The organism is Phyllobacterium sp. 1468 (assembly GCF_031455525.1).
GTDB lineage: Bacteria > Pseudomonadota > Alphaproteobacteria > Rhizobiales > Rhizobiaceae > Phyllobacterium.
In genome coordinates, this window is the sequence record NZ_JAVDSX010000003.1 from 227,989 (window position 1) to 252,451 (window position 24,463).

Here is a 24,463-nt window from a genome sequence, read left to right on the forward strand (position 1 = left end):
TACTAGCGTTTTTGCCAGCCAAAATCCATGACGAGATTATGGGCAATTTGCCACGGTTCAAGTGAAACTCTCTTCACTAAATGTTTAAGGCGCGGGCAAACCGTCAAATAGTGCCGAAAACGCGTAAACGGCTGACGCCGCCATCTGGAAATATATTGAGACGCACGTGGCTTACCCGGTTTGCTGAGACAAGATCGGTTGAGCTGAAGTCATGAACGGCATCCATGGAAAGTTTCTTCTCAGGCAAGATTTCCTGCCAGAACATGGAGGATGTGACGATCGACTGGGAAAGTCCGCCCGACACCGGTCCGAGATCGGCTCCATGGATAGAGCAGCGATCTGGATAATTCCCCTTATAATGTGCTGTGTCGACAACAACGCGGCTTATCTGACCGGGATGACCGAGTTGAACGATGATCCAATCATTGCCAGGCTCGCGGCGCCGGCGAGTTTCCCATCCGTCGCCCATGTTGATGCCTCGGCCCGGAGACAAAAGCCGGTGTAATGCGCCGTAATGGGCATCGGAATACGCAACGACACGAGCGCCATTTAAAGCGGAGGCAAGGTCTATTTCCTCATTGACGGGAATTTGCGACCAGTCGCGCCATGGCTCGCCATAAACCCGCAGGCGCGCAATGCCGCCATCAGGGTAGATAAGCAGACGAAGATGTGTCCAGACGCCCTTGTCGCCGCATGCAAAAAAATGGTTGCTCGAGGGCCCGAGCGCGCTTTGCGGCAAGAGTTCAAACCATGCGGTAGTGTCGGTCGGCTCGGTCTCGGATATGCAGGCTTCGATTGAACATGCAGGCGGATAATTCCCGGTAAAGTGACTGGTATCGACGTCGAAACCATAGATGATCCCGGGAGTCGCCAGCTTGACGACAGCAAAATCATGGCCGGGCCCCCGCTTGCGGCGGGACTCCCAACCATCCATCCATTTGCCGTGATCGTCGTATTTGTCTGGAATGAACACAGCCGGCGCATCGAAAAGCATCCGTTCTACTGGAGCGAAAAAATCGTCTGTGGCAAAAATAGCTTGGGCACCTAGCCCGGCAGAGGCAAGATTTATATGGTTCCTTGCAAACTCGGGCACTATTTCGTGTGAAGAAACCATTGTTGCAATTCGTCCTAAAAAGCGACCGTATCTCGATTTACGTTGGTAACGAGCTTTGCACACCTGTTTAAATGCGGCAAGATGAGCGCAAGACGGCATAAATGGAGATTAAGGGGCTTTGGCTATGACAGTGTTGGTGACCGGAGGCGCCGGATATATCGGCAGCCATATGGTCTGGGAGTTGCTGGATGCTGGTGAATCTGTGGTCGTTCTTGATCGGCTCTCCACAGGATTCGAATGGGCGATACCCAGCGAGGCAAAGCTCGTTGTCGGCGATATCGGCGACCAAAGCCTGGTGCGTGAGACGATCGAACGCAACTATGTCGATGCGGTCATTCATTTTGCGGGTTCCGTCGTTGTCCCGGATTCGGTTCGCGATCCGCTTACCTACTACGAGAACAATACATCAAAAACCCGGTCACTGATCGAATCAGTCGTAAAATCCGACGTGAAGAATTTCATCTTTTCATCGACTGCAGCGGTCTATGGCGACGGTGGGATGACTCCGGTCACCGAGGATGTGCCGACTCAGCCGCAATCCCCTTATGGTGTGTCGAAGCTAATGTCCGAATGGATGCTCCGCGACACCGCGGCCGCGCACGATTTTCATTATACCGCGCTACGTTATTTTAACGTTGCTGGCGCCGATCCAAAGGGTCGGACAGGCCAATCGACCAAAGGCGCAACGCACCTGATCAAGGTTGCGTGCGAGACTGCCCTTGGAAAGAGACGCTACATGGAAATCTTCGGTCATGATTTTCCAACGCCAGACGGCACATGCGTCCGCGATTACATCCACGTCAGCGACCTTGTTGCGGCGCATCGACTGGCTCTTGAGCGGCTGCGGGAAGGTGGCAGCAGTATGGTCGCCAATTGCGGATACGGCCGTGGATACTCGGTGAAGGAAGTGATCGAAAGCGTGGAGCGCGTGCATGGTTCGCCCATCGACGCACGTCTGACCGGTCGGCGGCCCGGCGACGCGGCTTCCATCGTCGCCGATAGCGGCAAGGCTCGGGCTAATCTTGGTTGGAAACCCAAGCTCGATGATCTCGACAAAATCGTTGAATCTGCCCTTCGGTGGGAAAAGTCGCTTCAGCATCGCAATACCAGTCGCTGAAAACGCTGCTTTTCCTTCGGTTTCCTCTTCTAGCGGCTTTGCAGATTGGAAAACTGTATAAGACTAAAGACTGCGTCGCAGCGACACATTGCTTTAGGCCCCTCAAGGCAGGAAAAGGGGAACTTGTTCGTAGTTAATGGGTTTAGTCTACGAAAGAAAGTTGGAGTTTAAGCAACGATGGACGGCATTAACCGGCCCAACGAAAGAGAACTTTCAAGGATCTTGCGGCGACAAATCTCCCAGTCGTCCTACAGATCGGCAATTCGTGCTGCGGGGATATACAAAGTCGAAGAGACAGTCCCTGAAAGCCTTCTGGATCAGCTCAGACGCCTTGATGAAGCCGAAAGAAACCGGCGCGGTTAATCGCAGCCGCTATAGAAAATGAAAAAAGAGGCGGGCCAAAGCCCGCCTCTTTCACGTCCGGCGCAAACCCTTAGGCGGCGAGCGCCAGATCATTGGTGTGATCAAGGGCCGAAGAAATCGCTTTGGCTTCAGCTTCCGGGCCCATGGCAACGCCTTCAATACGAATTACCTCGACATCAGTCATACCGAGAAAGCCGAGTGCTGTCTTCAGGTAAGGGGTCGCATGGTCGAAGGCCGCGGCGGGACCATCCGAATAAACACCGCCAGATGCGATCACGACATATACTTTCTTACCAGTTACAAGACCTTTCGGGCCCTCGGCGCCATAGCTGAACGTTCTGCCGGCGCGAGCAATGTGGTCGATCCAGGCCTTGAGTGTCGAAGAGATGTTGAAGTTGATCATGCCGGTAGAGATGACAACGGCGTCGGCAGCGAAGAGTTCATCGACTACCGCGTCGGATACGCCGACAACATTTTGTTGTTCGGCGGAACGGGACTCGACCGGTGTGTAAATGCCCGAAGCGTAGTCAGCATCAATATGGGGAAGAGGGTTACTCGCAAGGTCGCGTGTAACGATTTTCGCACCAGGCGTTTTTGCCTGCAGCTTACTGGCGAGTTCCGTTGCGACGCGAGTGGAATGGGAGGCGGCGCCACGTGGGCTCGATGTAACGAGAAGTATGGAAGACATAGCCTAAGTTCCTTCAGTTGATTTGTCTCGGTGAGAACAATCCGATTGCTGTAATTTGGCCCTCGACATCCATTTAAAAAACTGGGAAAATATCGATGTAATCCATCTAAATGATCGATAGGTGCGGCGATGCAACCCAACCCTACTCTTGACCAACTTCAGGTCTTTGTTGCTGTTGCGGAAACGGGAAGTTTCTCGGCGGCGGCACGACGTCTCAACCGATCTCAATCAGTCGTCAGCTATACGATCGCTAATCTGGAAGCCCAGCTCGAGCTCCAGCTCTTCGAGCGCGGCGGGACACGCGAACCGCGGCTAACAGAAGGCGGGAAAGCCATGCTCGAGGATGCCCGACGCATGGTTTCAGTCTTGCAAAGTCTGCGCGCGCGCGTGGAGGGATTGAAGCAGGGACTCGAGTCAGAAGTCGCGGTTGCTGTCGACGTCACGCTGCCTTCGCCTGTCCTGACGGCAGTGCTCAAGTCTTTCCAACTGCAGTTCCCAACCGTGAGCTTGCGACTGCACGTGGGGGCACTTGGCATGGTTTGGGATATCGTTCTGAAAAAGCAGGCCGATTTCGGCATCGGGGGCCCGCCGTTAGTAGCCTATGATGAGCTCGTATCCATAAAGGTCGGCGAAACTGCGATGACGCCAGTTGCAGCGCCCGATCACCCTCTCGCTCTTTACGAGGGACCGGTGCCGCTTTCCTTCATACGCGACCACGTGCAACTCGTTGTCACCGATCTGAGCGAACAAACGAAGGGTCGAGATTTTGGCGTATTCGCGTATAAGACTTGGCGGTTGACCGATGTTGGAACCAAGCATGAGTTGATGCTGGCGGGCCTGGGCTGGGGTGGTCTCGCAAAATGGATGGTCAAGGACGATCTCGCCGAGGGGAGGCTCGTACATCTCGATCTTGAACCTTATCCGGATGCTCCCTATCCCTTGCTTGCGCTCTATCCGGTAGACAGCCCCCTCGGACCGGCAGCCACTTGGCTGGTTGAACGCTTCAAGCAGGAATTGGCTAACTTTGAATAATTCGTTTGTACGATTGACAAATGTCATGACGTCATGTTGTTTAATGTTATGTGGTACGAGACAGATATTGTAGAGGGCCGGACGCCAATGTGGTCGCAGATTGCTGAGCGGCTACGACGAGCAATTGAGGACGGCACCTTCAGGCCAGGCCAGGCGCTGCCAGGTGAGGCGGAACTCAACCGCCGTTTCGGCGTGAGTCGGACGACCTCGCGTGCGGCGCTCGACTTTCTGGAGGCGGAAGGATTGATAAGCCGTAAGTCCGGTCGCGGCTCGATTGTCATCGAACCGCGCATCGAACGGCCTCTAAATCGTCTTTCATCTTTTTGCGAGGACATGGGGGTGAGGGGCCTGAAGCCCAGTTATCGAACACGGTCACTGAAACTCACGCTGGCGAGTGAATTCGTCGCGACCGAGTTGAAAATTGCCATTAATTCTCCAGTGCTCGAGATAGATCGCATCTTGCTGGCGGATGAAAGTCCCATGGCGACATCGCTGACGTATCTTGCTCCTGTGGCATTCGAAAGGTCCGGACTGCCCACGGTCACCGCTTTAGACAGCGGCTCACTCTACGGCTGGCTCAAAGAGGCCGCAGGCGTCGCTTTGACCGGCGGCCATGAGCGAATCGAAGGGGCTCTTGCTGACGCGGGCACTGCTCGAAGCCTCGGACTAAAACGGCCGGCTGCGGTTCTGGTTAGTCATCGCACGTCGTGGAATTCGGCAAGGCAGCCCGTCGAATATGTCGTCCTGCACTATCGAGCGGATCGATACAGCTTCCAGGTTGGTCTCGCCCGTTCATAACAACGACGGAACGTCCCCCCGCTTTAACTATATGTAGAAAGTATCAACATGAACTCTCAGCCCAAGTCCATCTATCGCGCCAAGCCGAACGCCATCCAGGAAATCTTCAGCCGGCGCAAGGCCGTCATCGGCGTGATCCATTCGCAGCCGCTGCCGGGTTCTCCGAATTATGATGGCGAGCCAATGGAGGATATTGTCGCTTTCGCGGTGGCGGAAGCCGGGCGCTACAAAGCTGGCGGGGTGGATGGTCTGATTGTCGAGAACCATGGCGATATCCCTTTTGCCAAGCCGGATCGCCTTGGTCCGGAAACCGCTGCCGCCATGGCCGTCATGACCGATGCTGTTCGCCGTCAGAGCGGTCTCCCGATCGGCGTCAATATTCTCGCCAACGGGGCGGTCCAAGCGTTGGCAGTGGCCAAGGCGGCGGGCGCAGCGTTCGTTCGCGTCAACCAATGGTCAAATGCCTATGTTGCCAATGAAGGTCTGATGGACGGACCGGCAGGCGAGGCAGCGCGCTATCGGGCATGGTTGCGCGCTAAATCCATCCGTATCTTTGCCGATGTGCACGTGAAGCACGGAGCTCATGCCATTACTGGCGACCGCACCATCACTGAACTCGCACGCGACAATGAGTTTTTCGATGCCGACGTGGCCATAGCGACCGGCCAACGTACGGGCGATAGCGCCACGATGGATGAACTGCAGACAATCGCGTCCGGTACATCGCTCCCTGTTGCTGTCGGTTCCGGTGTCACACCGGATAATGTAGGCGACATTTTTACTATTGCCGACGCGGTGATTGTTGCAAGTTATCTCAAGCATGAGGGCGCTTGGTGGAACCCGGTCGATCCGGATCGGCTGCAGGTCTTCATGCAAGCTGTCAAGAAAGCGCGGAGCTGACGTCGTGGGCCAAGTGCTCGTTCTCGGCAATGCGGGCCTTGATTTAACGCTCCAGGTGCCGCGCTTGCCGGAAAAAGGTGAAACGCTGCTCGGTGACAGCGCCAATAGCGCGCCCGGTGGGAAGGGGCTCAACCAGGCGGTTGCCGCTGCGCGTACTGGCGCGCAGGTCGTCTTCCATACTGCCATCGGTCGCGACTCGCAAGGCGCGGAAATTGGAGCAGCCTTGGCGGCAGAAGGCATGACGGAACTCGAACTGCACCAGGCTCCTTATTCGAGTGATTTCTCGCTTTTGATGGTGTTGCCGGACGGTGAAAATAGCATTGTCAGTATGGGAAGTTGTGCCGCTGCATTGACCGAGGAAACAGCAGAAATCTTCTCTGCGAAGGCGACTGCGGCCGATGTTGTGCTGCTGCAAGGCAATCTTACACAGGCTAGTACCCTGGCCGCTCTCGCGACCGCAACTGCCCGGGACGCAACGACATTGTTCAATCCTGCGCCGCTATGGTGGGAAGTCGGGCCGCTCTTGCCGTTGTGCGATATTGTTGTCACAAATCGCGGCGAGGCAGAGGTTATCACGGGAATTTCGCAACCGCCCGAAGCTGCCGCAGCCCTGTGCCGGCTCGGTGCGTCCGTTGCGATCATCACTCTTGGAGCAGGCGGATGTCTTACATCCGATAGTGACGGAACGATCCGCCACTACCCAGCCTCGCAAATTCGTGCAATTGACACGACTGGTTGTGGCGACACTTTTTGCGGAGTGTTTGCAGCGGTGCTTGCGATGGGCTTGGGCCAGGAGACCGCTATCAACGTCGCTCAAAGCGCCGCTGCACTGACTGCACAACGTCGAGGTGCGTTTAGAGCTCTGCCCAGCCGCGATGAACTTGCAGTGCTGGTAGCCCGTTATAAAAGCCTTGGAAACTGAGGGATGGTGCTGCTGGGGAGGATTGAACTCCCGACCTCGTCATTACCAATGACGCGCTCTACCACTGAGCTACAACAGCGTTTCCATGTCACATGCGGATCGCAACCATGCCTCGTTTCCCGTATACCACTTCGCAGCGAAGTGCTCTACCTGAGTTGCAGCCGATTTGCGAACGCGGCGGACTTCTGCCATATCATTGCTGAAATCGCAAGCAAGCAATCGTAATCTCTTTGCCAAATTACGTGTGCAAGGCGAAAGCGATGGTTCGTTGGGAGTAAAATGGCATGAAACTCATCCGGAATATATGCACAACGATATGACTTCGCCGTCGAAAAACCCGAATTCCGAACAAACTGACCGCGAGAAGCGACGTTCCGAACAATTGCGGGCGAATCTGGCACGGCGAAAACAGCAATCACGCTCTCGTCGTGCTGGTAACGCAGATGAACGCGACGAAGGAATTGTCGCCGCAACCGAAAAGCCTTCCGATTGCTCCCACGAGAAATCATGAATGGCCCAAACAGGGTCATAAGCCTTTCTTGAACCATTTCGTGTGATGGTTTACAGCAACCGGCTCTGCAAAGAGTCTCAACAACAGGACGGGTACTTTCCCGCGAAAGTGACACAATATGGATCGCATCAAGATTGTTGGCGGTAACAAGCTCAATGGCGTCATACCAATTTCGGGCGCCAAGAACGCGGCCTTGCCATTGATGATCGCGTCGCTTCTGACGGATGATACGCTGACGCTGGAAAACGTTCCTCATCTCGCCGACGTTGAACAGCTAATCCGTATTCTCGGCAATCATGGTGTCGATTATTCGGTCAATGGACGTCGCGAACGCCAGGACGGCGCCTATTCACGGACCATCCATTTCACCGCGCGCAATATTGTCGATACGATGGCTCCCTATGAACTCGTTTCCAAGATGCGTGCAAGCTTCTGGGTTATTGGCCCGCTTCTTGCGCGGATGGGCGTTGCTACAGTCTCGCTGCCAGGCGGCTGTGCCATAGGCACGCGTCCTGTGGATCTGTTCATCGATGGCCTGCGCGCGCTCGGCGCCGATATCGAGATCGAGAACGGTTATGTGAAGGCCAGTGCGAAGGGCGGTCTTGTCGGCACCCGCTATGTCTTCCCGAAAGTTTCCGTCGGCGCGACCCATGTATTGATGATGGCCGCGACTCTGGCTAAGGGCGAGACAGTCCTCGAAAACGCCGCGCAGGAACCCGAAGTTGTCAATCTAGCCGACTGTCTCAATGCCATGGGGGCAAAGGTCAACGGTGCCGGTACGCCGACAATCACCATTGAAGGTGTCGTGAGCCTTTCCGGAGCACGCGTTCGAGTCATTCCGGATCGAATCGAGACCGGAACTTATGCCATGGCGGTAGCCATGACCGGCGGGGACGTCATCCTCGAAGGGGCTGATGCCAGCTTGCTCAGCGCTGCACTGACCACGCTCGGTCAGGCTGGGGCGGAAATCTCCGAAACCAATTCCGGCTTGCGTGTTGTCCGTAACGGCCACGGCATCATGCCTGTCGACGTGACGACTCAGCCGTTCCCAGGGTTCCCGACCGATCTTCAAGCGCAGTTCATGGGCTTGATGACCAAGGCGAAAGGCACCTCCCACATCACGGAGACGATCTTCGAAAACCGCTTCATGCACGTGCAGGAGCTGGCGCGGCTCGGCGCCAAGATTTCACTATCGGGCCAGACGGCCAAGATCGAAGGCGTCGAACGGCTGAAGGGCGCGCCCGTGATGGCGACCGATTTGCGGGCCTCGGTCTCGCTGGTCATCGCTGGACTTGCCGCTGAGGGCGAGACAGTCGTCAATCGCGTTTATCATCTCGATCGCGGTTTTGAACGTCTCGAGGAAAAGCTGACGCGTTGTGGTGCGGTTGTCGAACGCATCAGTGACTGATCCTACTTTCGTAGCTTCAACACAGATTCTACGCAGCGCATAATTCCATTTCCCTGCACTTTCCTCTAACAGGAAAGATGTCGTGGTGCCGGACCGGCATTGCGATCTCGCTCAATTTTGCAAAGGGAAGACATGGACACGCTCAAACTCATCGCGCTTGATGAGGAAGACCTGCAGATCCTTTCGGCGCATCTGCAGGATTCTGTGTTGAAAGTTGATGACGTTGAATATCTGGCTGCCGAAAAGAAACTCGTTCTCGGCGTGAATCGATTCGTCTGGGAACAGGCTGTCGATGGCAAGCGTCGCCGTACCTTCGAACGTCGCCGCACAGCATTGCTTTTTGATCGGGTGAGCAACGTCAAGGCCACTGGTATTGATCGCCGGCACGGGGACGATATCCTGTCGCTTCTTGCCATCCATTTCATCGTTTCGGACGCACCTTCGGGTATTATCGAGTTGACCTTCGCCGCCAACAAGGCGTTGAGGCTGGAAGTGGAAGCCATCGAGGCCCAGCTGACCGATCTCGGTCCTGCTTGGGAAACCACGTTCAAACCGGAACATGAAATCTGAGGAGTGATTAGCGTGGCATTTGTGCTGAGACAGTCCGAATCCGATTTTGAATCGCGGTTTTCTGCATTTCTCGCGACCAAGCGTGAGGTTTCTGAGGACGTGGACCGCGCTGTTGCCGATATAATTCATCGCGTCCGCACGGAGGGCGATGCCGCACTGATTGATTATTCGCAACGCTTCGATCGAATCGATCTTGTGCAACACGGCATCGCGATCACCTCAGCCGAGATCGACGCCGCCGTAGCGTCTGCTCCAATACAAACTGTCAAAGCATTGAAACTGGCGCGCAATCGCATCCATTCGCACCACGCGCGGCAGATGCCGCAAGATGATCGTTACACGGATGCGCTGGGTGTAGAACTGGGATCGCGCTGGACAGCCGTCGAGTCGGTTGGTCTTTATGTACCGGGCGGTACGGCGAGCTATCCTAGTTCCGTGCTAATGAACGCTGTTCCGGCACAGGTCGCCGGCGTCGAACGTATCGTCATGGTGGTGCCGTCGCCAGAGGGCAAGCTCAATCCGCTCGTGCTGGTCGCGGCACGGCTTGCCGGCGTTTCCGAGATTTACCGCGTTGGTGGCGCGCAGGCCATTGCGGCGCTCGCCTATGGCACTGAAACGATTGCACCGGTCGCCAAGATCGTAGGTCCTGGGAATGCCTATGTGGCAGCCGCCAAGCGCCGCGTGTTCGGCAAGGTCGGCATCGACATGATTGCGGGTCCGTCGGAAGTTTTGATCGTGGCGGACAGCGACAATGATCCGGACTGGATTGCGGCCGACCTTTTGGCACAAGCCGAGCATGACAGCGCCGCGCAGTCTATTCTGATCACTGACGACGAGGCCTTGGCCGAAGCAGTTATCGCAGCCGTGGAACGCCAGCTACTGACATTGCCACGAGCGGAGGCCGCAACCGCCAGCTGGCGCGACTATGGCGCTGTTATCCTGGTATCCGACCTTTTGTCAGCGCTACCGCTCGTTAACCGGATCGCTGCCGAGCATCTCGAGATCGCGACTGCCGATCCGGAAATATTGCTGGCAGGCGTTCGCAACGCCGGGGCGATATTCCTTGGCCGTTACACCCCAGAGGTGATCGGCGACTATGTGGGTGGCTCAAATCACGTTTTGCCCACCGCACGGTCGGCGCGATTTTCTTCCGGTCTTTCGGTACTCGATTATGTGAAGCGAACCTCCATCCTGAAATTGGGCGTGGAGCAGTTGCGCGCCTTGGGGCCGGCAGCGATTGAACTTGCGCGTGCAGAGGGCCTTGATGCCCATGGCAATTCCGTTGCAATCCGGTTGAACCTGTAGGGAAATAATGACAGCGACGGACCTGGCGCGACTGATTGATGTGGAGCTGGACGAGACGATCGGCCGTTCTACGCCGGATGTCGAGCACGAGCGTGCTGTCGCCATTTTCGATCTAATCGAAGAAAACAGCTTTCGCCCGGTGGGCGATGAGGGGAACGGTCCCTATCGGCTCAAGATATCGCTGGCGGAATCTCGGCTGATATTCGCCATCGCGCGGGAAAATGGCGATGAAGTCGTGACGCATATCCTGTCGCTGACACCATTGCGCAAAGTGGTGAAGGATTACTTCATGATCTGCGAAAGCTATTACGAGGCCATCCGCTCTTCCAGTCCAAGCAAGATCGAAGCTATCGATATGGGTCGGCGCGGATTGCACAATGAGGGTTCGCAGGCATTGATGGACCGTCTGAGTGGCAAGATCGACGTGGACTTCGACACTGCCCGCCGCCTTTTCACGTTGGTATGTGTGCTGCATTGGCGGGGTTAGACGAACCAATGACCATCGGAGCGGACAAGCTGCCTGACGACCACGAACCCGCAAAAGCGGTGGTGCCGAGCGCGATCTTGTTCATTTGCGGCTTGAATTCGATCCGATCACCGATAGCCGAGACATTGGCGCGCAGTCTGCTACCATCGAGGATATATATCGCCTCGGCGGGTGTCGAAAAAGGCGAGCCAGATCCTTTTGTGGAGGCGGTTCTGGAAGAGGTCGGATTAAAACGAATCTCTGCGCAGCCGCGCACCTTCAAAGAGCTGGAAGATGATTATTTCGATTTGATCATTACACTGTCGCCCAAGGCCCATCATATGGCACTTGAATTGACCCGCACCACGTCTGTCCATGTGGAATATTGGCCGACACCCGATCCTACCTTGGTGCGGGGCCGTCGCAATCAGATAATGGACGCTTATCGCGATGTTCGGGAAAATCTGCAACGTCACATTCTGGAGCGTTTCGGCAGATCCGGCTGAACCGGCTGACAGCATCGTAATTGTATCGAACTCCCTTGTTCACAAATGGTGCGCAATACTATAGGTTCCGCCCAAAATTGCGGTCGAGCCTGACCTCAAATTCCTTATCGGAGATAGCACTACGCATGGCGAAAGAAGAAGTATTGGAGTTTCCCGGTCTCGTGACGGAGCTGTTGCCCAACGCGATGTTTCGGGTAAAGCTCGAAAATGATCATGAAATCATCGCGCACACGGCCGGCCGCATGCGAAAGAACCGTATCCGCGTTCTCGCCGGCGACAAGGTTCTTGTTGAAATGACCCCTTACGATCTGACCAAGGGTCGCATCACCTATCGCTTCAAATAATCAGCTCCGCGTTCCGCAGGATATTCGACGTCAATGAGCGACCAGCACAAATTCGTTCTCGCATCGGGGTCGCCACGCCGTCTGGCGCTGCTGGGCCAGATCGGCATCGAGCCGGATCGTCTGCTACCTGCGGATGTCGACGAATCCCCGCTGCGGGCCGAACATCCTCGCTCGCTCGCGCGTCGTCTGTGCCGCCTGAAAGCAGAGAAAATCGCTGACGAATTGCGGAACGATACGGATTTCGGCGGCACCTATATCATGGCAGCCGATACGGTTGTCGCGGTTGGGCGGCGCATTCTGCCAAAAGCGGAAATCCTCGACGATGCGACTGCGTGCCTTCGATTGCTCTCAGGCCGTTCGCATCGCGTCTATACTGGGCTGTGTCTCATTACACCCAAAGGCAAGCAGCGTCAGGATCTGGTGGAAACCCGCGTGCGCTTTAAACGTCTTTCGCGCGAGGAGCTGGAGAGCTACCTTGCGTCCGGTGAATGGCGCGGCAAGGCTGGCGGATATGCGATCCAGGGACTTGCAGGCGGCTTTGTCGTCAAGCTGGTTGGCTCCTATAGTAACGTCGTTGGGCTGCCGCTCTACGAAACTGCCAGCCTTCTGCATGGAGAAGGCTATCCGGTCTACGCCAACTGGCAATCTTCAGGACATTAGACGGAACTGATCCATTGACTGAGTCCAGGAAAAGCACAGCAAACGTGACGCCCTTGCGGCCAACACGACCTTGCCCGGAATGCAAGCGCCCTTCGCAAAGGGAACATTACCCCTTTTGTTCAGCACGCTGCCGCAACATCGATCTAAGTCGCTGGCTGACCGGAGCCTATGTATTGCCAGCCGTCGAAAGTGCAGATGACAGCGACGACAAGCAGGAATAGCTGACCCGCTTCACGTTCTTTTCATTTGATGCCGCTAATTTCCGTCCTGGTCAGCACAGGAACGCTCCATGAAGATTGCGATCATCGGCACCGGCTTCGTTGCCGACTATTATATGACGACGCTCGTCAACCATCCGCAACTTGTGTTGGGTGGCGTCTATGACCGTGATCCAGCCCGCCTGAAACAGTTCGCCGATTACTATAAGGTCGGCACCTATCCAGACTTCGAAGCAATCCTCGCGGACAACGAAGTTCGGATCATTGTGAATCTGACGACACCTGAAAACCATTACTTGCTCTCGAAACGGGCGTTGGAAGCAGGCAAACATGTCTATTGCGAAAAGCCGCTGGCCATGCGCTATGAAGAGGCGGCAGAACTGGTATCGCTTGCCGAACGCCTTGATCTTATCCTGGCATCAGCACCAGCCAACGCCATGAGCGACGCGTACTGGCTCGTCGCCAAGTCGCTCGACGAGATTGGTAAACCACGACTGATCTATGCCCAGATGGAGGACGGCCCGGTTTTCCGCGCCAATTGGCAGGGATGGCGTTCCGTTTCGGGTGCGCGGTGGCCCGGTCTGCATGAGTTCGAAATAGGCAGTACGCTCGAACACGCCGGTTATGCATTATCTTGGCTGGTTTCTTTGTTTGGTCCTGTCGAAAGCCTTGCCGCATTCTCGACGCTCACGTTTCCGGACAAGGGACCTGGAACCGGGGCAATCAAGCTAGCGCCCGATTTTTCCGTTGGTTGCTTGCAGTTTCATTCCGGTGTCGTCGCTCGTCTCACCTGCGGTCTTGCTGCGCCGCGCGACCGATCGCTTATGATTCTCGGTGATAGGGGAACGCTGACGGCGGAGGATCTTTGGGATCACCGATCAGCGATCTATCTTGAAACGGCCGCCGAAGGCCGGACGCTACGCACAAAGATTGTCGATCTCTTGGAAGTGCATCTCAAGCGCTTCCTGCACTGGAAGCCGTTGCCGGGACGCAAACTCGCTTATGACCGTTCTGCAAGACGCGCGAAGCTCCCGGCGTATCCATCGCAGATCGATTTTGCCGGGGGCATCGCCGCGCAGGCTGCCGCCATCGAACAAGGCACGCCGCTGTTTTCGTCGGGCAAGGCCGCGCTTCACATCACCGAGTTGGCGCTCGCATTGAACAACGCCGCTTCGCTCCCCCAGCCTTATAAGATGCGCAGCACTTTCTAGAGCTTGATGATGCGCGTTGTCGCTGGTTGCGCCAAGACGATGTTGATGGCGCGCAGGGCATTGATACTGTCTGAAAGCGGCATGACTGCCGAGGTTTTTTCGTTTTTACGCATCGCGTCCATCATAGCCATTGCTTCAAATTGTAAGCCATTGCCCTCGAAGGAATGGTCTTCCACCCTTCGTCCGGGCAATGGAAGCCGATCGAGTATTTTGCCGACAAGCCCGGATGGCCTTTGCAGCGGGCCAAAGGGCGCGCGTTGCGCGAAGCCGTGATAGACCGTCAGTCGCTGCGCCTTCAAGAAGGGGGCATCCAATCGGAGGATCCCTTTTGTGCCTTCGATGACGAAATGGTTAGCACCATCACGGTCGAACCCGCTCGTGAGTTGCGCTTCCGCTTCGTCATAATGCAGCGTTATCTCCGAACTCATGTCAACGCCATTTGGCGCAGGGTACCACAGGCCCGAAACCTTCTGTGGCTGGCCTAGAAAGAACATGGCGAGCGATACGCAATAGATACCGAGGTCGAGACTGGCGCCGCCGCCAAGCGATCGGCTGAAATAGCGGCTTTCCGGGTCATACTGGCGTGCATAGGCTAACTCTGCCGTTATCTTGCGAATAGCGCCGATCTCGCCCGCATCGATATTTGCTTTGGCTGCAATTATGGCCGGCAGAAACCGCGTCCACATCGCTTCCATGGCAAAGACATTCACCCGCGCTGCTTCCCGCTGGATGACTGAGGCTTCCGTATGCGAGGGAGCGAGTGGCTTTTCCGCAAGGATTGCCTTGCCGGCCCGTATGGCCTTCAGCGCCTGCGCCAGGTGCAGGGAATTCGGCGTTGCAATGTAGACGGCATCGATGGACGGGTCGCTCAAAAACGAATCGAGATCCGAATAGGCGTGGCGGCTGCCAAAAGCACTATGGAACTCCTGTGCGTTCGCCGCACTCCGGGAGTGATTGGCAACAAGCGCGGCGTCCGGTACGAGCATCAGGTCTGACGCAAATCGCCGGGCAATTTCGCCGCTGCCAATAATTCCCCAACCAAAGACCCGGTCTTTGGTTGTCATCTCCCCCGTTTCATCCATGCAATACGAATCCTGTCTACAATCCTCAACAAACGCACCAATGCATGCCCTTTGCAAGAGGCAGAAAAACGGCAAAAAATTCGCGAGTTGATGCTGGACAGCACGATTTTTAGTGTTATAACCCACGCGCTTCTGACGGAAAACCAACCCGTCGACAAGGCTTGCCGGTTAACGGAAACGCCACGAAGTGCCCAGATAGCTCAGTTGGTAGAGCAGCGGATTGAAAATCCGCGTGTCCGTGGTTCGAATCCGCGTCTGGGCACCACTTTTCTCTCAATAAACGACGGTATTGTTCGCGCTCGTGGCCGGCTACGGCAGTGGCGTTTTCATGTGTTCCGCTCTCCGCAGTCTCTCCCCCCGCGGGCTGGCACCTTGTGCGGCATTTGATGCGCAGGTTGTAGACAGACGTCATACGCCGTCCGGTCACTATCGACGACATCAAGTATTTTTCTTTATACCTTAGTTTTAGGTGCAAAGTACAAAAACAGATGTGAGCAATTACACTTTTAAAACCTGTTTCAGAAAGCGTCAGTGCTGTGACAGTCAAGCTGAATTAAATAATAAGTACGGACTACCGAAATCTCGAAGGCCACGGCGATTAAGCAACTTTTAAAGAATCACAACGATTCACGCAAATAATGACCCGTTTTCAACATCTTATGATCACGGACTCACGCTCGGCTCACGTTTTCGTGATAAAACGGCAACACTGTAACCTTAAGTTGCGCAAGATTGTCGGTTTGGCTCATAAGCTCTTTGACCCTGTTGCCAAAGTTAAGTTAGATCGCCGGGTCAACAAGACACATATGGAGAGATCAACAATGAACATTAAGAGCCTTCTTATCGGCTCCGCTGCAGCCCTGGTTGCAGTTTCGGGGGCACGCGCTGCAGATGCAGTCGTTGTTGCTGAACCAGAGCCCGTCGAATACGTTCGCGTTTGCGACGCATACGGCGCTGGCTTCTTCTACATTCCGGGGACCGAAACCTGCCTGAAGATCAGCGGCTATGTCCGTTATGATGCTAAGGGTGGCGACGACGTTTATAGCGGTGGGAACGTTGGTGCCAAGGGTAACGAAACCTGGTACAAGCGTACACGCGGTGAAGTCCGTTTCGATGCCCGCTCGGAAACCGAACTCGGCACTCTGCGTTCGTACATCCAGGGCCGTTTCCAGTACACCAACGGTGTTGATAATGGCGGTTCGTTGCCACAGGCATGGATCGAACTCGGCGGTTTCCGCATCGGTACTGCTGACGAACTCTTTGGTTCGTGGACCGGTTATGCCGGCAACGTAATCAACGACGACGTGATCAACTACCAGTCCGGCCAGAGCAACCAGGTCAGCTACACGTTCACTGGCGGCAATGGTTTCTCCGCAATGATCGGTGCTGAACAGGGTTCGGACGATGTTACCGGCCTCGGCGGCAACTATGTCATCGAAGACTACATGCCACACGTTCTTGCTGGTGCGAAGTTCGAACAGTCATGGGGCGGCATTTCGGCTGTTGTTGGTTATGACTCCAATGTCGAAGAATTCGCTGGCAAGATTCGTTTGGACGTGAAGTTCAACGAAATGTTCTCCGCATTCTTGATGGGCGGCTATCAGTCCGGTTATGATAACGACTTCGATCCGGCAACGGGCGCAGTCGATCAGGACAGCCGTAACTGGTTCGGTACATGGGAAGGCGATTGGGCAGCTTGGGGCGGTATCACCGCTAAGGTTACCGACAAGGCGTCCATCAACGCGCAGGCTGCCTGGGAAGACGAAGGCACTTACGCTCTCGCGCTTAACGTAGCTTACGAGCTGGTTCCTGGTTTCACGATCACACCGGAAATCAACTACACCAAGTTCGACGGTGCACGTGAAGCCGCCTCCATCGATAACGGCGGCGACGACGACGCATTCGGCGGCATGATCCGCTTCCAGCGCAACTTCTAAGCGCCAGATTCGAAAAGCTCCGGGGGCCCAGGTCCCCGGATTCTTATACCGAACCAGGATTTAATTTGGCGCTGTAGAAGGACTGCAACGCCAGAGTGTGATGATGTGATCTCCAGTCGCCTCATTCTCACGAGACGGTGGGCCCCGCGGCTCACCGTTTTCGTTTTCATAGCATTGTCTCGCGTTCAGGTTAGGTCACACCAAGTTCGATACGTGGTTTGCGATCGCAAGGCAGGATGTGAGCCCCGGACTTTCAATACCGAAAAGGTTCACAAGACCTTTGACACCGTGTGTGGCCGGGCCCTGGATTACAAAATCCGTTATGGATTGGCCTCCGAGGGTCAGCTTTGGCCTGATGCCGCTATAGGCGGGCTGCAATGAACCGTCGGCGAGGTTGGGCCAGTACTTGCGGATTTCGTCGTAGAAACGGTCTGCCCGTTTAGGATCGACACTGTATTCGATCGATTCTACCCATTCGACGTCGGGGCCGAACCGCATCCGGCCGTCGAGGTCAAGCGTGAGGTGAACGCCTAAACCACCTTCTTCGGGGACTGGATAGATGAGGTGGGTGAATGGTGTCTCGCCTGTTGCTGAGAAATAGTTGCCCTTGGCAAATCGCCTTTCGGGTATGAACTGTCGTGGCAATCCGGCAATGGATGAAGCGATGACCGGTGCCTGGAGGCCGCACGCGTTGATGAACACGGAGGCCTGGAGCTCAAACGTGCGCCCATTGGAGGCATCGATTGTTTCTATTCGCAAACCATCGGCATTGGTTTCAGCGGAAACTATCGCGGTCCGAAATGAAATCGCCGCGCCGTGGTCTTGCGCGTCGCCCAGCAGCGCCAACATCAAGCTGTGGCTGTCTATGATGCCCGTCGAGGGCGAAAACAATGCGGCGGTACACGTAAGGTCGGGCTCGCATCTGCGCGCTTCCAGCTCCGACAAATGCTCAAGATCAGAAACACCGCATGTTTCAGCTCCTATCGCGATGGTACTCAATATCGGAATTTGAACTTCGTTTGTGGCTACGATCAGCTTACCGCAGCGGGAATATGCAACTCCGTGCCTTTCTGCAAAGGCATAAAGGGCATTTCGCCCCTCGATACACAACCTGCTTTTCAGGCTGTTTTTTGGATAGTAGATGCCGGCGTGAATGACCTCGGAGTTGCGGGAACTCGTGCCCGTTCCGATTGTTCCGGCCTCTTCGACAATCAGAGTATCGATACCGCGACGCGCAAACGCACGCGCGATCGCCAGCCCGATGACACCTCCGCCCGCTATGAGGCACTCCACACGTTCCAATTGTCAGTGCCCTCCATGCACGGCAAAAGGTGCGAGCTTCCTTTCAAGACTTTGAAGGGTTTCGATAATCTGAAGCCCTACCCGCTCATAACAAGGATAGTGCAAGAGATGTTCTTTGTCCCAATCTGAGGGGGATAGGCTGCTGCCATAATCCTGGGGTGCCGAATTCTTGAGTTCGGTAAGATATTCCTGGACGGATATGGAGGTTGGCGGCGTTCCCGTCGCCATATGCATGAACAGCGCCCGTAGCCAGAATTGTGTGGCCATGAGTTCAATCCGGATTTGTTCGTCTTCAATCATGGGTTTCTCTGGTCCGATGCAGTCAGTACAGCCGTCTAACTAAAGCCGGTCGCAAGCAAAATTGACAATTGGCTTCAGAGACATAGGGCACATCCAAAAGCGGATCATACGTGCTTGCCAAACAACGAGTATGTCGGTGCGCTCCACATTTGACCGATGTCAGGATGAACCGGGCTACCTCGGATTGATTCAAGTATGTTTGGTTGCCTTTTGTGATTACGTCAAATGGCTATGTTACCGTTCATCTCATTGGTCAGCTTAAATGAAATGACGCGAGCGGTTATCGTCGCATTGAGATCGACGTCCTATGCGATTCTGTGTGTTTGAAAACAGTTCAAACCGAAGTTTTTTGCACTCATCAGGCGTTGGCTGGGTCCAATACACGCGGGGGTATCTAGGTGGGGAATGTTCGCCGGGCATATTTTATGGCGGCCTTGGAACAATATTCACAGGTGATTGTCAGCATATCGATGATTGCCGTTCTGTCGCGTCTACTGGACAGCACGGAAATCGGGCTTGCGGTCATTGGCCTAGGGATAGGAACCATCGCGTTTAATTTCCGAGAGTTCGTGACATCGGAATATCTCATTCAACGCGAAGATGTTTCGGAAGAAGATATTCGCACTGGCTTTACTCTCATATTCGGCTTTTCAGTTGCAATCGGCTCGCTTCTTATTCTCCTGGCTCACTGGTTCGCCGGTTTTTATTCCGAGGCGGGTCTTAGCGGATTTGTCTGTATTCTGGCGATTTCCGGTGTAATCGATGCACCAGTCAGTACCATCGCTGCATTGCTGCGACGGGATATGGAATTTGGCAGCCTCACTCGCATCAACGCACTGGGAAGCATGGTCAACGCCTTGGTAACCATCGCGTTTGCATGGTTCGGGTTTGGCTTTATGAGTTTTGCCTGGGGCACACTGGCATCTGCATTGGTCAGGACGGCTCTTGGATTCCATGCCCGACCGATCTTCTGGATGTTCAGACCTCGACTGAAAGGCTGGCACGAGTTCTTCGTTTTCGGTGGCTACAAAGGCGCTTCAACAGTTCTCGACAGGACATATGAGGCACTGCCCCAACTGGTGCTGGGGCGCATTATGCCGTTGACTGCCGTCGGCCTGTTTAACCGCGCGAATGTTGTCTGCGGACTCCCCGACAAGATATTGCTGTCCGCGATCTTTTCGGTCGCGTTTCCCGCATTTGCAGCCGAAGCCAGAGCGCAACGAAGCGTCAAGGACGCCTATCTGAAAATCATCAGCTATATTACAGCGCTCTATTGGCCCGCAGTTCTCGTCGTTGCTATTCTTGCCCATCCGATAGTGCATATTGCACTCGGGCAGGCTTGGGATGCTGCAGTTCCACTTGTTCAAATCCTGTCGGTTGCGGCCATCTTCTGGTTTCCCAACATATTGACGTTCCCGGTGCTGGTTGCTCTCGGTGCAAACCGGGAAGCGTTTCGGGCCAATTTTATCGGGCGAGGCATGTCGATGGTCGTCATCTGTACCGCGAGCTTTTTCGGCTTGTATGCGCTCGTGCTGAGTCAATTCATCGCCCTGCCGCTCCAGATGCTTATTTCGCTCGTCTATGTTCGCCGGCATGCGCCGTTCCACTGGCAGGAGTTGTTCGCCATACTCGCCAAAAGTGCGGTGGTCACCCTCGGGGGTATTTTGGGACCGCTCGGTGTTCTTGCCGCGCATGGCTTTGCGTTCGATCTCTCCATTCTGCAGGCACTTGTTGCCGGCCTATTTTCGGCAGTCGGGTGGGTGGTGGCTTTGGTCATAGTCAAGCATCCATTCCTCGAAGAGCTTATCCGGATTGTTGGACTGTTTGTGCCGCGGCTTATACCGAACAAGCAGGGAGTGCCGGCCGAATGAATAATGCGAGATTGTTAGAAGCGTGGGGATGCATGTCGTGAAATCCGTTGACGTCGTCATACCAAACTATAACTACGGTCGCTATCTGCGTGCATGCGTTGGTAGTGTGCTGTCGCAGGATATCGAGAAACTGCGCGTCCTAATCATCGACAACGCCTCGACTGACGACAGTCAGGACGTGGCGCGAGAGCTTGCGGCGATGGATTCGCGGGTCGAGTTGCGGTTGCGAGAAACAAATCTCGGCCCGCACGCGTCGTTCAACGAGGGGATCGATTGGGCGGAATCGGATTATTTCCTGATATTGTGTTCCGATGATTTTCTGGTACCCGGCGCGCTCAACCGTGCCGTCACTCTTATGGAAGAAAATCCCGATATTGCTTATACCTATGGTCGGGATGTGGACATCCAGGGCGACTCCCCGATTCCCAGCATAGCGGGGCAACAGACAAAACCACCGTATCGGCTGGATAGCAGCCGTTCCTTCATCGAGCGCTTCTGCCGCTTAGGGGTTTTCCAGATACCCGGACCGTCGATTATCATCAGGACCAGCGTGCAAAAACGCACGGGTTACTATCGCACGGAACTTCCGCATAGCGACGACTACGACGTGTGGCTACGCTTGGCGCTACACGGCAGTGTAGCTGAGCTCGATTGCGTCCAGGCGGGCATTCGCACGCACGGCACAAATCGTTCCAGCGATTTGTGGGCGCGTCAGATCTTGCATATTTTGCACACTGCCGATGCGGCCGAATGCTTCTTCGCCCACGAGGGTGGCGAAATGCCCGATGCCAAATATTTGCATCGCCTCGCACGCCGAGGCTTGGCGGAGCGTGCCTACTGGTCGGCGATCTCGCATCTTCTTCGCGGAGAAAAGGGTGTGGGCGAGCTGTTGAAGTTGGCTTTCCGTTGGCGCCCGGTAACAGCGTTTCTGCCACCCGTCGGATATCTGCTCCAACGGCCCGATACACTGCGTCGCCTCCAGCGCCTCGTCGACATGTGGGCACGTGGAACAAAGCGTTTCAGGATTGGGGAAGCTGGCTCACGTCCCTGATTTCGCCGTGCTTTTCTGCAATTTCAAACAAGGTTGCTTGAATTAAAGCTTCCTGTTCGGCCAGTTGCGCCCTGAAGCCAGCGACGCCTTTCTTCACTTCCAGTACAAGGCGCGCGCGATCGTTCAGCATTTTCTCAACTTGAGATTTCAGGACTTCCACATCGAATGTCTCGACGTAATGGCAGTACTCTTCAAGGCCGGTTGCGTTGAGCAGCGCATCGTTTTTGGTCGAGTAGGCCAGGGAGATCACCGGGCGGCCCATTCGCAGCGCACAGACGACATTGTGGTAGCGCGTTGCAACAACGATATCGGTATGCGCGATTTGCGCCATCACGTCATGCAGGGAGGTCATCTCTTCTGCCACAATGTGCTTGCTGCCACGATTGGCTTCATTTTGGGGAAACATCTTCATGATGTCGGCAACCGCCCGACGATCAACAATATCTCCCGTCAACAATCTTACGTTCAGTCCGCGCTCCTGCAGCCAGGAAATGAATTTGGCAATTTTGTCCAAATACGTGCGGTAAATCGCTTCTCCGTCTTCGTCGGCTTTCTTCCAGCCGGAATAAGCCATTACGCCCACCCCAACGTAGACTGCAGTCGGGTCCTCACGGCTGGATTCCGCTGCGGCAGGAAGACCAAAAGCCAGATCGGCGCTGAGTGGATCCCGACTGACGTCAAAACCGATGCTCTTCATGAAATCTCGCGATAGTTTATCGCGATAGGAACGGTAGTGGGCCATCCGCGCCCCGGTTTTCAAGAACAGGCGGCTCAGAGGCAGTCTGATCGGTCCGGCGCCGATGCTGACGAAGGCAATGCGCATACGGTTGAATCTGGCGGCTAAACACCACCTGAGAATCACGAAGGGCCAGCCAAATGCGGTCTCCTGAAAATCGTCCAATATCCCTGTGCCTGGGATAATCATCAGATCCAGCCCATTGAGTTGAGCGAGGATGGTATAGAATCCGATCACTTGTCGGGGAACATCACCGAGTATGCGATTGATGCGGTTGAACCAGCGGCCCCTCGCGACAATTACGCGGATGCTTATTGCCTCAATATTATACTTCGCCGCAATGGCCTCCGGATTGGAACAAATGCAGAGGAGCTCCGCGTCGACCTTCGACGAACGCAGAAAGTCCAGCATGGCTTCAAGTGAGCCGTCATTACCCGTATTTCCGCTGCCGAACTGACCCAGCAAGGCGATTTTCATCCAAGGCCTCTCAATCGACCTGTTTGATCTGCTACAGGACACGCTTCATTCAACGACTCGACTCAAGCTATCGGGCGCGTCCGCAGGCGCGAGCCGATCCACTCGTTTATCATTTTGATCTTGCTGCGATCTGCTGACAAACGACACATGGCCATTGGAATATCGGCAACAACCGAACGACTGGGGTTCTCCTCCAAAAGGCTGCATCGATTACCCTTCATGGCGCATTCTGCTCTGTGGTCTTCTGGCTCTATGATGATTTCAATTGAGTTTCGGCGGCAAGCGTCGGACAGTTTGAAGGTCAATGCCCATGAAGTTCGCGTACTTTGTTCGTCCGCACCTCGGTGGCACCTACACCGTTTTCAAGCAATTGCGCAAAGGTTTGGCGACGCACGGGATAGACGTGCATTGGCTCGGGTTCGGCGATCCTCTATTGCCAGAATGGCAATCCGAGGCGACTTTCGGCACCATGGTGGAAGCGCCAGAAGCGGCAGATGAACAGGAACAGGCGAGATTGGTGGCCTCGGCTGTGCAGAGCGGTGGGTTCGATGGCATATTCGTCAACGTTCTGACTGACCGCATCCAGATGAACATCGCGCGCTATCTGCCTGCCGACATTATGCGCATCATGATCGTTCACAATATCACTCCGGGGACCTATGCAGCGGCTACAGCTATCAAGGACCATGTCCACGCTACGATTGGCGTATCGGAGCGCTGTCGTCGCGATCTGATAGAGAAGTACAAATTTGACGAGCAACGTACCTTTGTAATCGCCAACGCCATCGATATTGAACCATTCATGGGTCACAAACGTGTTTCTCGTGGGGCACATGGCCTTAAAATGCTTTCTCTCGGCCGCATCGAGGATGCGTCGAAGGGTGTGTTCTGGTTGCCCGGTATTATGGATAACTCGCCCGCATCGGTGAGCCTGACGATTGCTGGCAATGGACCCGACCTTGAGCAACTGAGAAGAAAGCTGTCGCATTACAAGGAGAGAGTAACCTTTCTGGGGGCGATTCAACCGGATCGCATTCCACAACTGTTGTTGGATCATGATGTTCTAATCATGCCGTCCCGGTTCGAGGGCTACCCGATGACCCTCATCGAAGCGATGGCTTCAGGGTGCGTGCCAATTGTTTCGCATATACAAGGTGTGACGGATACTATCGTTGCTGATAAGAAAAGCGGCTTTCTTTTTCCCGTCGGTGACTATGCTGAGGCAGCACGGATAGTCTCAAAACTCAATGTCGATCCAGCCAAACTCGCCAGCGCTTCGTGTGCCGCGACAGAGGCAGCCGAACATGCATTCACTTTTGAAGGAATGGCCAAGCGATATTATCACGTCATCCATCGTGTTGTTGCGACCAGGCCAGCTATAGCCGCTCCGCTCGATCTGAGTGACTGGGCTTTCCCGCGGGGGCTTCGTTCCGGCTTGCGCACTTACGTGCCACGGCCGGTCAAGAACTGGTTGCGTGTTATGAGAGAGCGGTACCCCTCTACGCCTTTTGGCTCTTTCTCGTAACTGAATTGCCGAAGTGAAAATGTGGCCTAAAACCCCCATAATTTCGCTC

25 protein-coding genes and 2 tRNA genes are annotated in these 24,463 nt (G+C 55.1%); 20 read left to right on the forward strand and 7 right to left on the reverse strand.

All coding sequences use genetic code 11. The annotated features are described in order from the left end of the window. Positions 1–103: 103 nt before the first annotated feature. A complete protein-coding gene (gene alc, locus J2X72_RS10275; RefSeq protein ID WP_310071513.1) occupies positions 104–1,114 on the reverse strand; it encodes an allantoicase in 1,011 nt (336 codons plus the stop codon). Positions 1,115–1,238: 124 nt separating this feature from the next. On the opposite strand from alc, the gene galE reads away from it, so the two are divergent. Beyond that, on the forward strand, positions 1,239–2,231 hold the full coding sequence (gene galE, locus J2X72_RS10280; protein ID WP_209998023.1) for a UDP-glucose 4-epimerase GalE: 993 nt from the start codon (positions 1,239–1,241) through the stop codon (positions 2,229–2,231). A gap of 433 nt (positions 2,232–2,664) precedes the next feature. Here galE and J2X72_RS10285 read toward each other — a convergent pair whose 3' ends face one another. Then, entirely contained in the window at positions 2,665–3,282 is a 618-nt protein-coding gene (locus J2X72_RS10285) for an FMN-dependent NADH-azoreductase (protein ID WP_310071517.1), read from the reverse strand. Positions 3,283–3,411: 129 nt separating this feature from the next. Between J2X72_RS10285 and J2X72_RS10290 the strand changes: the two genes are divergently transcribed. From J2X72_RS10290 to J2X72_RS10305, 4 genes are read left to right on the forward strand one after another with little or no spacing between them, the layout of a single operon-like run. Continuing rightward, the gene (locus J2X72_RS10290) at positions 3,412–4,314 is read left to right on the forward strand and encodes a LysR family transcriptional regulator (RefSeq protein ID WP_310071520.1); all 903 of its coding nucleotides are present in this window, start codon (positions 3,412–3,414) and stop codon (positions 4,312–4,314) included. Positions 4,315–4,347: 33 nt separating this feature from the next. Continuing rightward, entirely contained in the window at positions 4,348–5,112 is a 765-nt protein-coding gene (locus J2X72_RS10295; RefSeq protein ID WP_209998020.1) for a GntR family transcriptional regulator, read from the forward strand. A 48-nt stretch (positions 5,113–5,160) separates the two neighbouring features. Further along, positions 5,161–6,012: a BtpA/SgcQ family protein gene (locus tag J2X72_RS10300; RefSeq protein ID WP_310071523.1), complete on the forward strand. Its 852-nt coding sequence runs from the start codon at positions 5,161–5,163 to the stop codon at positions 6,010–6,012. 4 nt (positions 6,013–6,016) lie between these two features. Continuing rightward, positions 6,017–6,934 carry a ribokinase gene (locus J2X72_RS10305; protein WP_310071526.1) on the forward strand — a complete coding sequence of 306 codons (918 nt, stop codon included), beginning with the start codon at positions 6,017–6,019 and terminating at the stop codon, positions 6,932–6,934. 4 nt (positions 6,935–6,938) lie between these two features. Here J2X72_RS10305 and J2X72_RS10310 read toward each other — a convergent pair. Next, positions 6,939–7,013, reverse strand: a tRNA-Thr gene (locus tag J2X72_RS10310). A gap of 237 nt (positions 7,014–7,250) precedes the next feature. On the opposite strand from J2X72_RS10310, the gene J2X72_RS10315 reads away from it, so the two are divergent. The 10 genes from J2X72_RS10315 (at position 7,251) to J2X72_RS10360 (ending at position 14,133) form a co-directional block, all read left to right on the forward strand. Next, entirely contained in the window at positions 7,251–7,445 is a 195-nt protein-coding gene (locus J2X72_RS10315) for a hypothetical protein (protein WP_310072191.1), read from the forward strand. Positions 7,446–7,563: 118 nt separating this feature from the next. Then, positions 7,564–8,853, forward strand: a complete 1,290-nt coding sequence (gene murA, locus J2X72_RS10320; RefSeq protein WP_310071528.1) for a UDP-N-acetylglucosamine 1-carboxyvinyltransferase — start codon at positions 7,564–7,566, stop codon at positions 8,851–8,853. Between the two features lie 132 nt (positions 8,854–8,985). Next, positions 8,986–9,423 (forward strand): DUF2948 family protein, encoded by a 438-nt coding sequence (locus J2X72_RS10325; protein ID WP_310071532.1) that lies wholly within the window; start codon positions 8,986–8,988, stop codon positions 9,421–9,423. Between the two features lie 12 nt (positions 9,424–9,435). Further along, on the forward strand, positions 9,436–10,728 hold the full coding sequence (gene hisD / locus J2X72_RS10330; protein ID WP_310071534.1) for a histidinol dehydrogenase: 1,293 nt from the start codon (positions 9,436–9,438) through the stop codon (positions 10,726–10,728). 7 nt (positions 10,729–10,735) lie between these two features. Beyond that, positions 10,736–11,215 (forward strand): UPF0262 family protein, encoded by a 480-nt coding sequence (locus tag J2X72_RS10335; RefSeq protein WP_310071535.1) that lies wholly within the window; start codon positions 10,736–10,738, stop codon positions 11,213–11,215. 8 nt (positions 11,216–11,223) lie between these two features. After that, positions 11,224–11,700, forward strand: a complete 477-nt coding sequence (locus tag J2X72_RS10340) for a low molecular weight phosphatase family protein (RefSeq protein ID WP_310071538.1) — start codon at positions 11,224–11,226, stop codon at positions 11,698–11,700. 125 nt (positions 11,701–11,825) lie between these two features. After that, positions 11,826–12,044 (forward strand): translation initiation factor IF-1, encoded by a 219-nt coding sequence (gene infA, locus J2X72_RS10345; protein WP_008122731.1) that lies wholly within the window; start codon positions 11,826–11,828, stop codon positions 12,042–12,044. Positions 12,045–12,077: 33 nt separating this feature from the next. Then, positions 12,078–12,704: a Maf-like protein gene (locus J2X72_RS10350; protein WP_209998012.1), complete on the forward strand. Its 627-nt coding sequence runs from the start codon at positions 12,078–12,080 to the stop codon at positions 12,702–12,704. Between the two features lie 14 nt (positions 12,705–12,718). Further along, the gene (gene yacG, locus J2X72_RS10355) at positions 12,719–12,925 is read left to right on the forward strand and encodes a DNA gyrase inhibitor YacG (protein WP_209998011.1); all 207 of its coding nucleotides are present in this window, start codon (positions 12,719–12,721) and stop codon (positions 12,923–12,925) included. 68 nt (positions 12,926–12,993) lie between these two features. Next, positions 12,994–14,133 (forward strand): Gfo/Idh/MocA family oxidoreductase, encoded by a 1,140-nt coding sequence (locus J2X72_RS10360; protein ID WP_310071553.1) that lies wholly within the window; start codon positions 12,994–12,996, stop codon positions 14,131–14,133. Here J2X72_RS10360 and J2X72_RS10365 read toward each other — a convergent pair. Further along, positions 14,130–15,215 (reverse strand): Gfo/Idh/MocA family protein, encoded by a 1,086-nt coding sequence (locus J2X72_RS10365; RefSeq protein ID WP_405044690.1) that lies wholly within the window; start codon positions 15,213–15,215, stop codon positions 14,130–14,132. The genes J2X72_RS10360 and J2X72_RS10365 overlap by 4 nt on opposite strands. Before the next feature lie 189 nt (positions 15,216–15,404). Between J2X72_RS10365 and J2X72_RS10370 the strand changes: the two genes are divergently transcribed. Beyond that, positions 15,405–15,480 (forward strand) — tRNA-Phe (locus tag J2X72_RS10370). A 556-nt stretch (positions 15,481–16,036) separates the two neighbouring features. Then, complete coding sequence (locus J2X72_RS10375; protein WP_209998009.1) at positions 16,037–17,152, forward strand: porin; 1,116 nt, start codon at positions 16,037–16,039, stop codon at positions 17,150–17,152. 195 nt (positions 17,153–17,347) lie between these two features. On the opposite strand, the gene J2X72_RS10380 is transcribed toward J2X72_RS10375, so the two are convergent. Then, positions 17,348–18,454 carry an NAD(P)/FAD-dependent oxidoreductase gene (locus J2X72_RS10380; protein WP_310071557.1) on the reverse strand — a complete coding sequence of 369 codons (1,107 nt, stop codon included), beginning with the start codon at positions 18,452–18,454 and terminating at the stop codon, positions 17,348–17,350. A 3-nt stretch (positions 18,455–18,457) separates the two neighbouring features. After that, entirely contained in the window at positions 18,458–18,754 is a 297-nt protein-coding gene (locus J2X72_RS10385; RefSeq protein ID WP_310071559.1) for a hypothetical protein, read from the reverse strand. A 425-nt stretch (positions 18,755–19,179) separates the two neighbouring features. Between J2X72_RS10385 and J2X72_RS10390 the strand changes: the two genes are divergently transcribed. Then, positions 19,180–20,625: an oligosaccharide flippase family protein gene (locus J2X72_RS10390; protein WP_310071562.1), complete on the forward strand. Its 1,446-nt coding sequence runs from the start codon at positions 19,180–19,182 to the stop codon at positions 20,623–20,625. A gap of 37 nt (positions 20,626–20,662) precedes the next feature. After that, positions 20,663–21,676, forward strand: coding sequence for a glycosyltransferase family A protein (locus J2X72_RS10395; protein WP_310071567.1), 1,014 nt, complete (start codon positions 20,663–20,665; stop codon positions 21,674–21,676). Here J2X72_RS10395 and J2X72_RS10400 read toward each other — a convergent pair. Further along, the gene (locus tag J2X72_RS10400; RefSeq protein ID WP_310071570.1) at positions 21,645–22,889 is read right to left on the reverse strand and encodes a polysaccharide pyruvyl transferase family protein; all 1,245 of its coding nucleotides are present in this window, start codon (positions 22,887–22,889) and stop codon (positions 21,645–21,647) included. The two genes, J2X72_RS10395 and J2X72_RS10400, sit on opposite strands and share 32 nt — an antisense overlap. A gap of 310 nt (positions 22,890–23,199) precedes the next feature. On the opposite strand from J2X72_RS10400, the gene J2X72_RS10405 reads away from it, so the two are divergent. Continuing rightward, positions 23,200–24,414: a glycosyltransferase family 4 protein gene (locus tag J2X72_RS10405; RefSeq protein WP_310071574.1), complete on the forward strand. Its 1,215-nt coding sequence runs from the start codon at positions 23,200–23,202 to the stop codon at positions 24,412–24,414. The last annotated feature ends 49 nt before the right edge of the window (positions 24,415–24,463 follow it).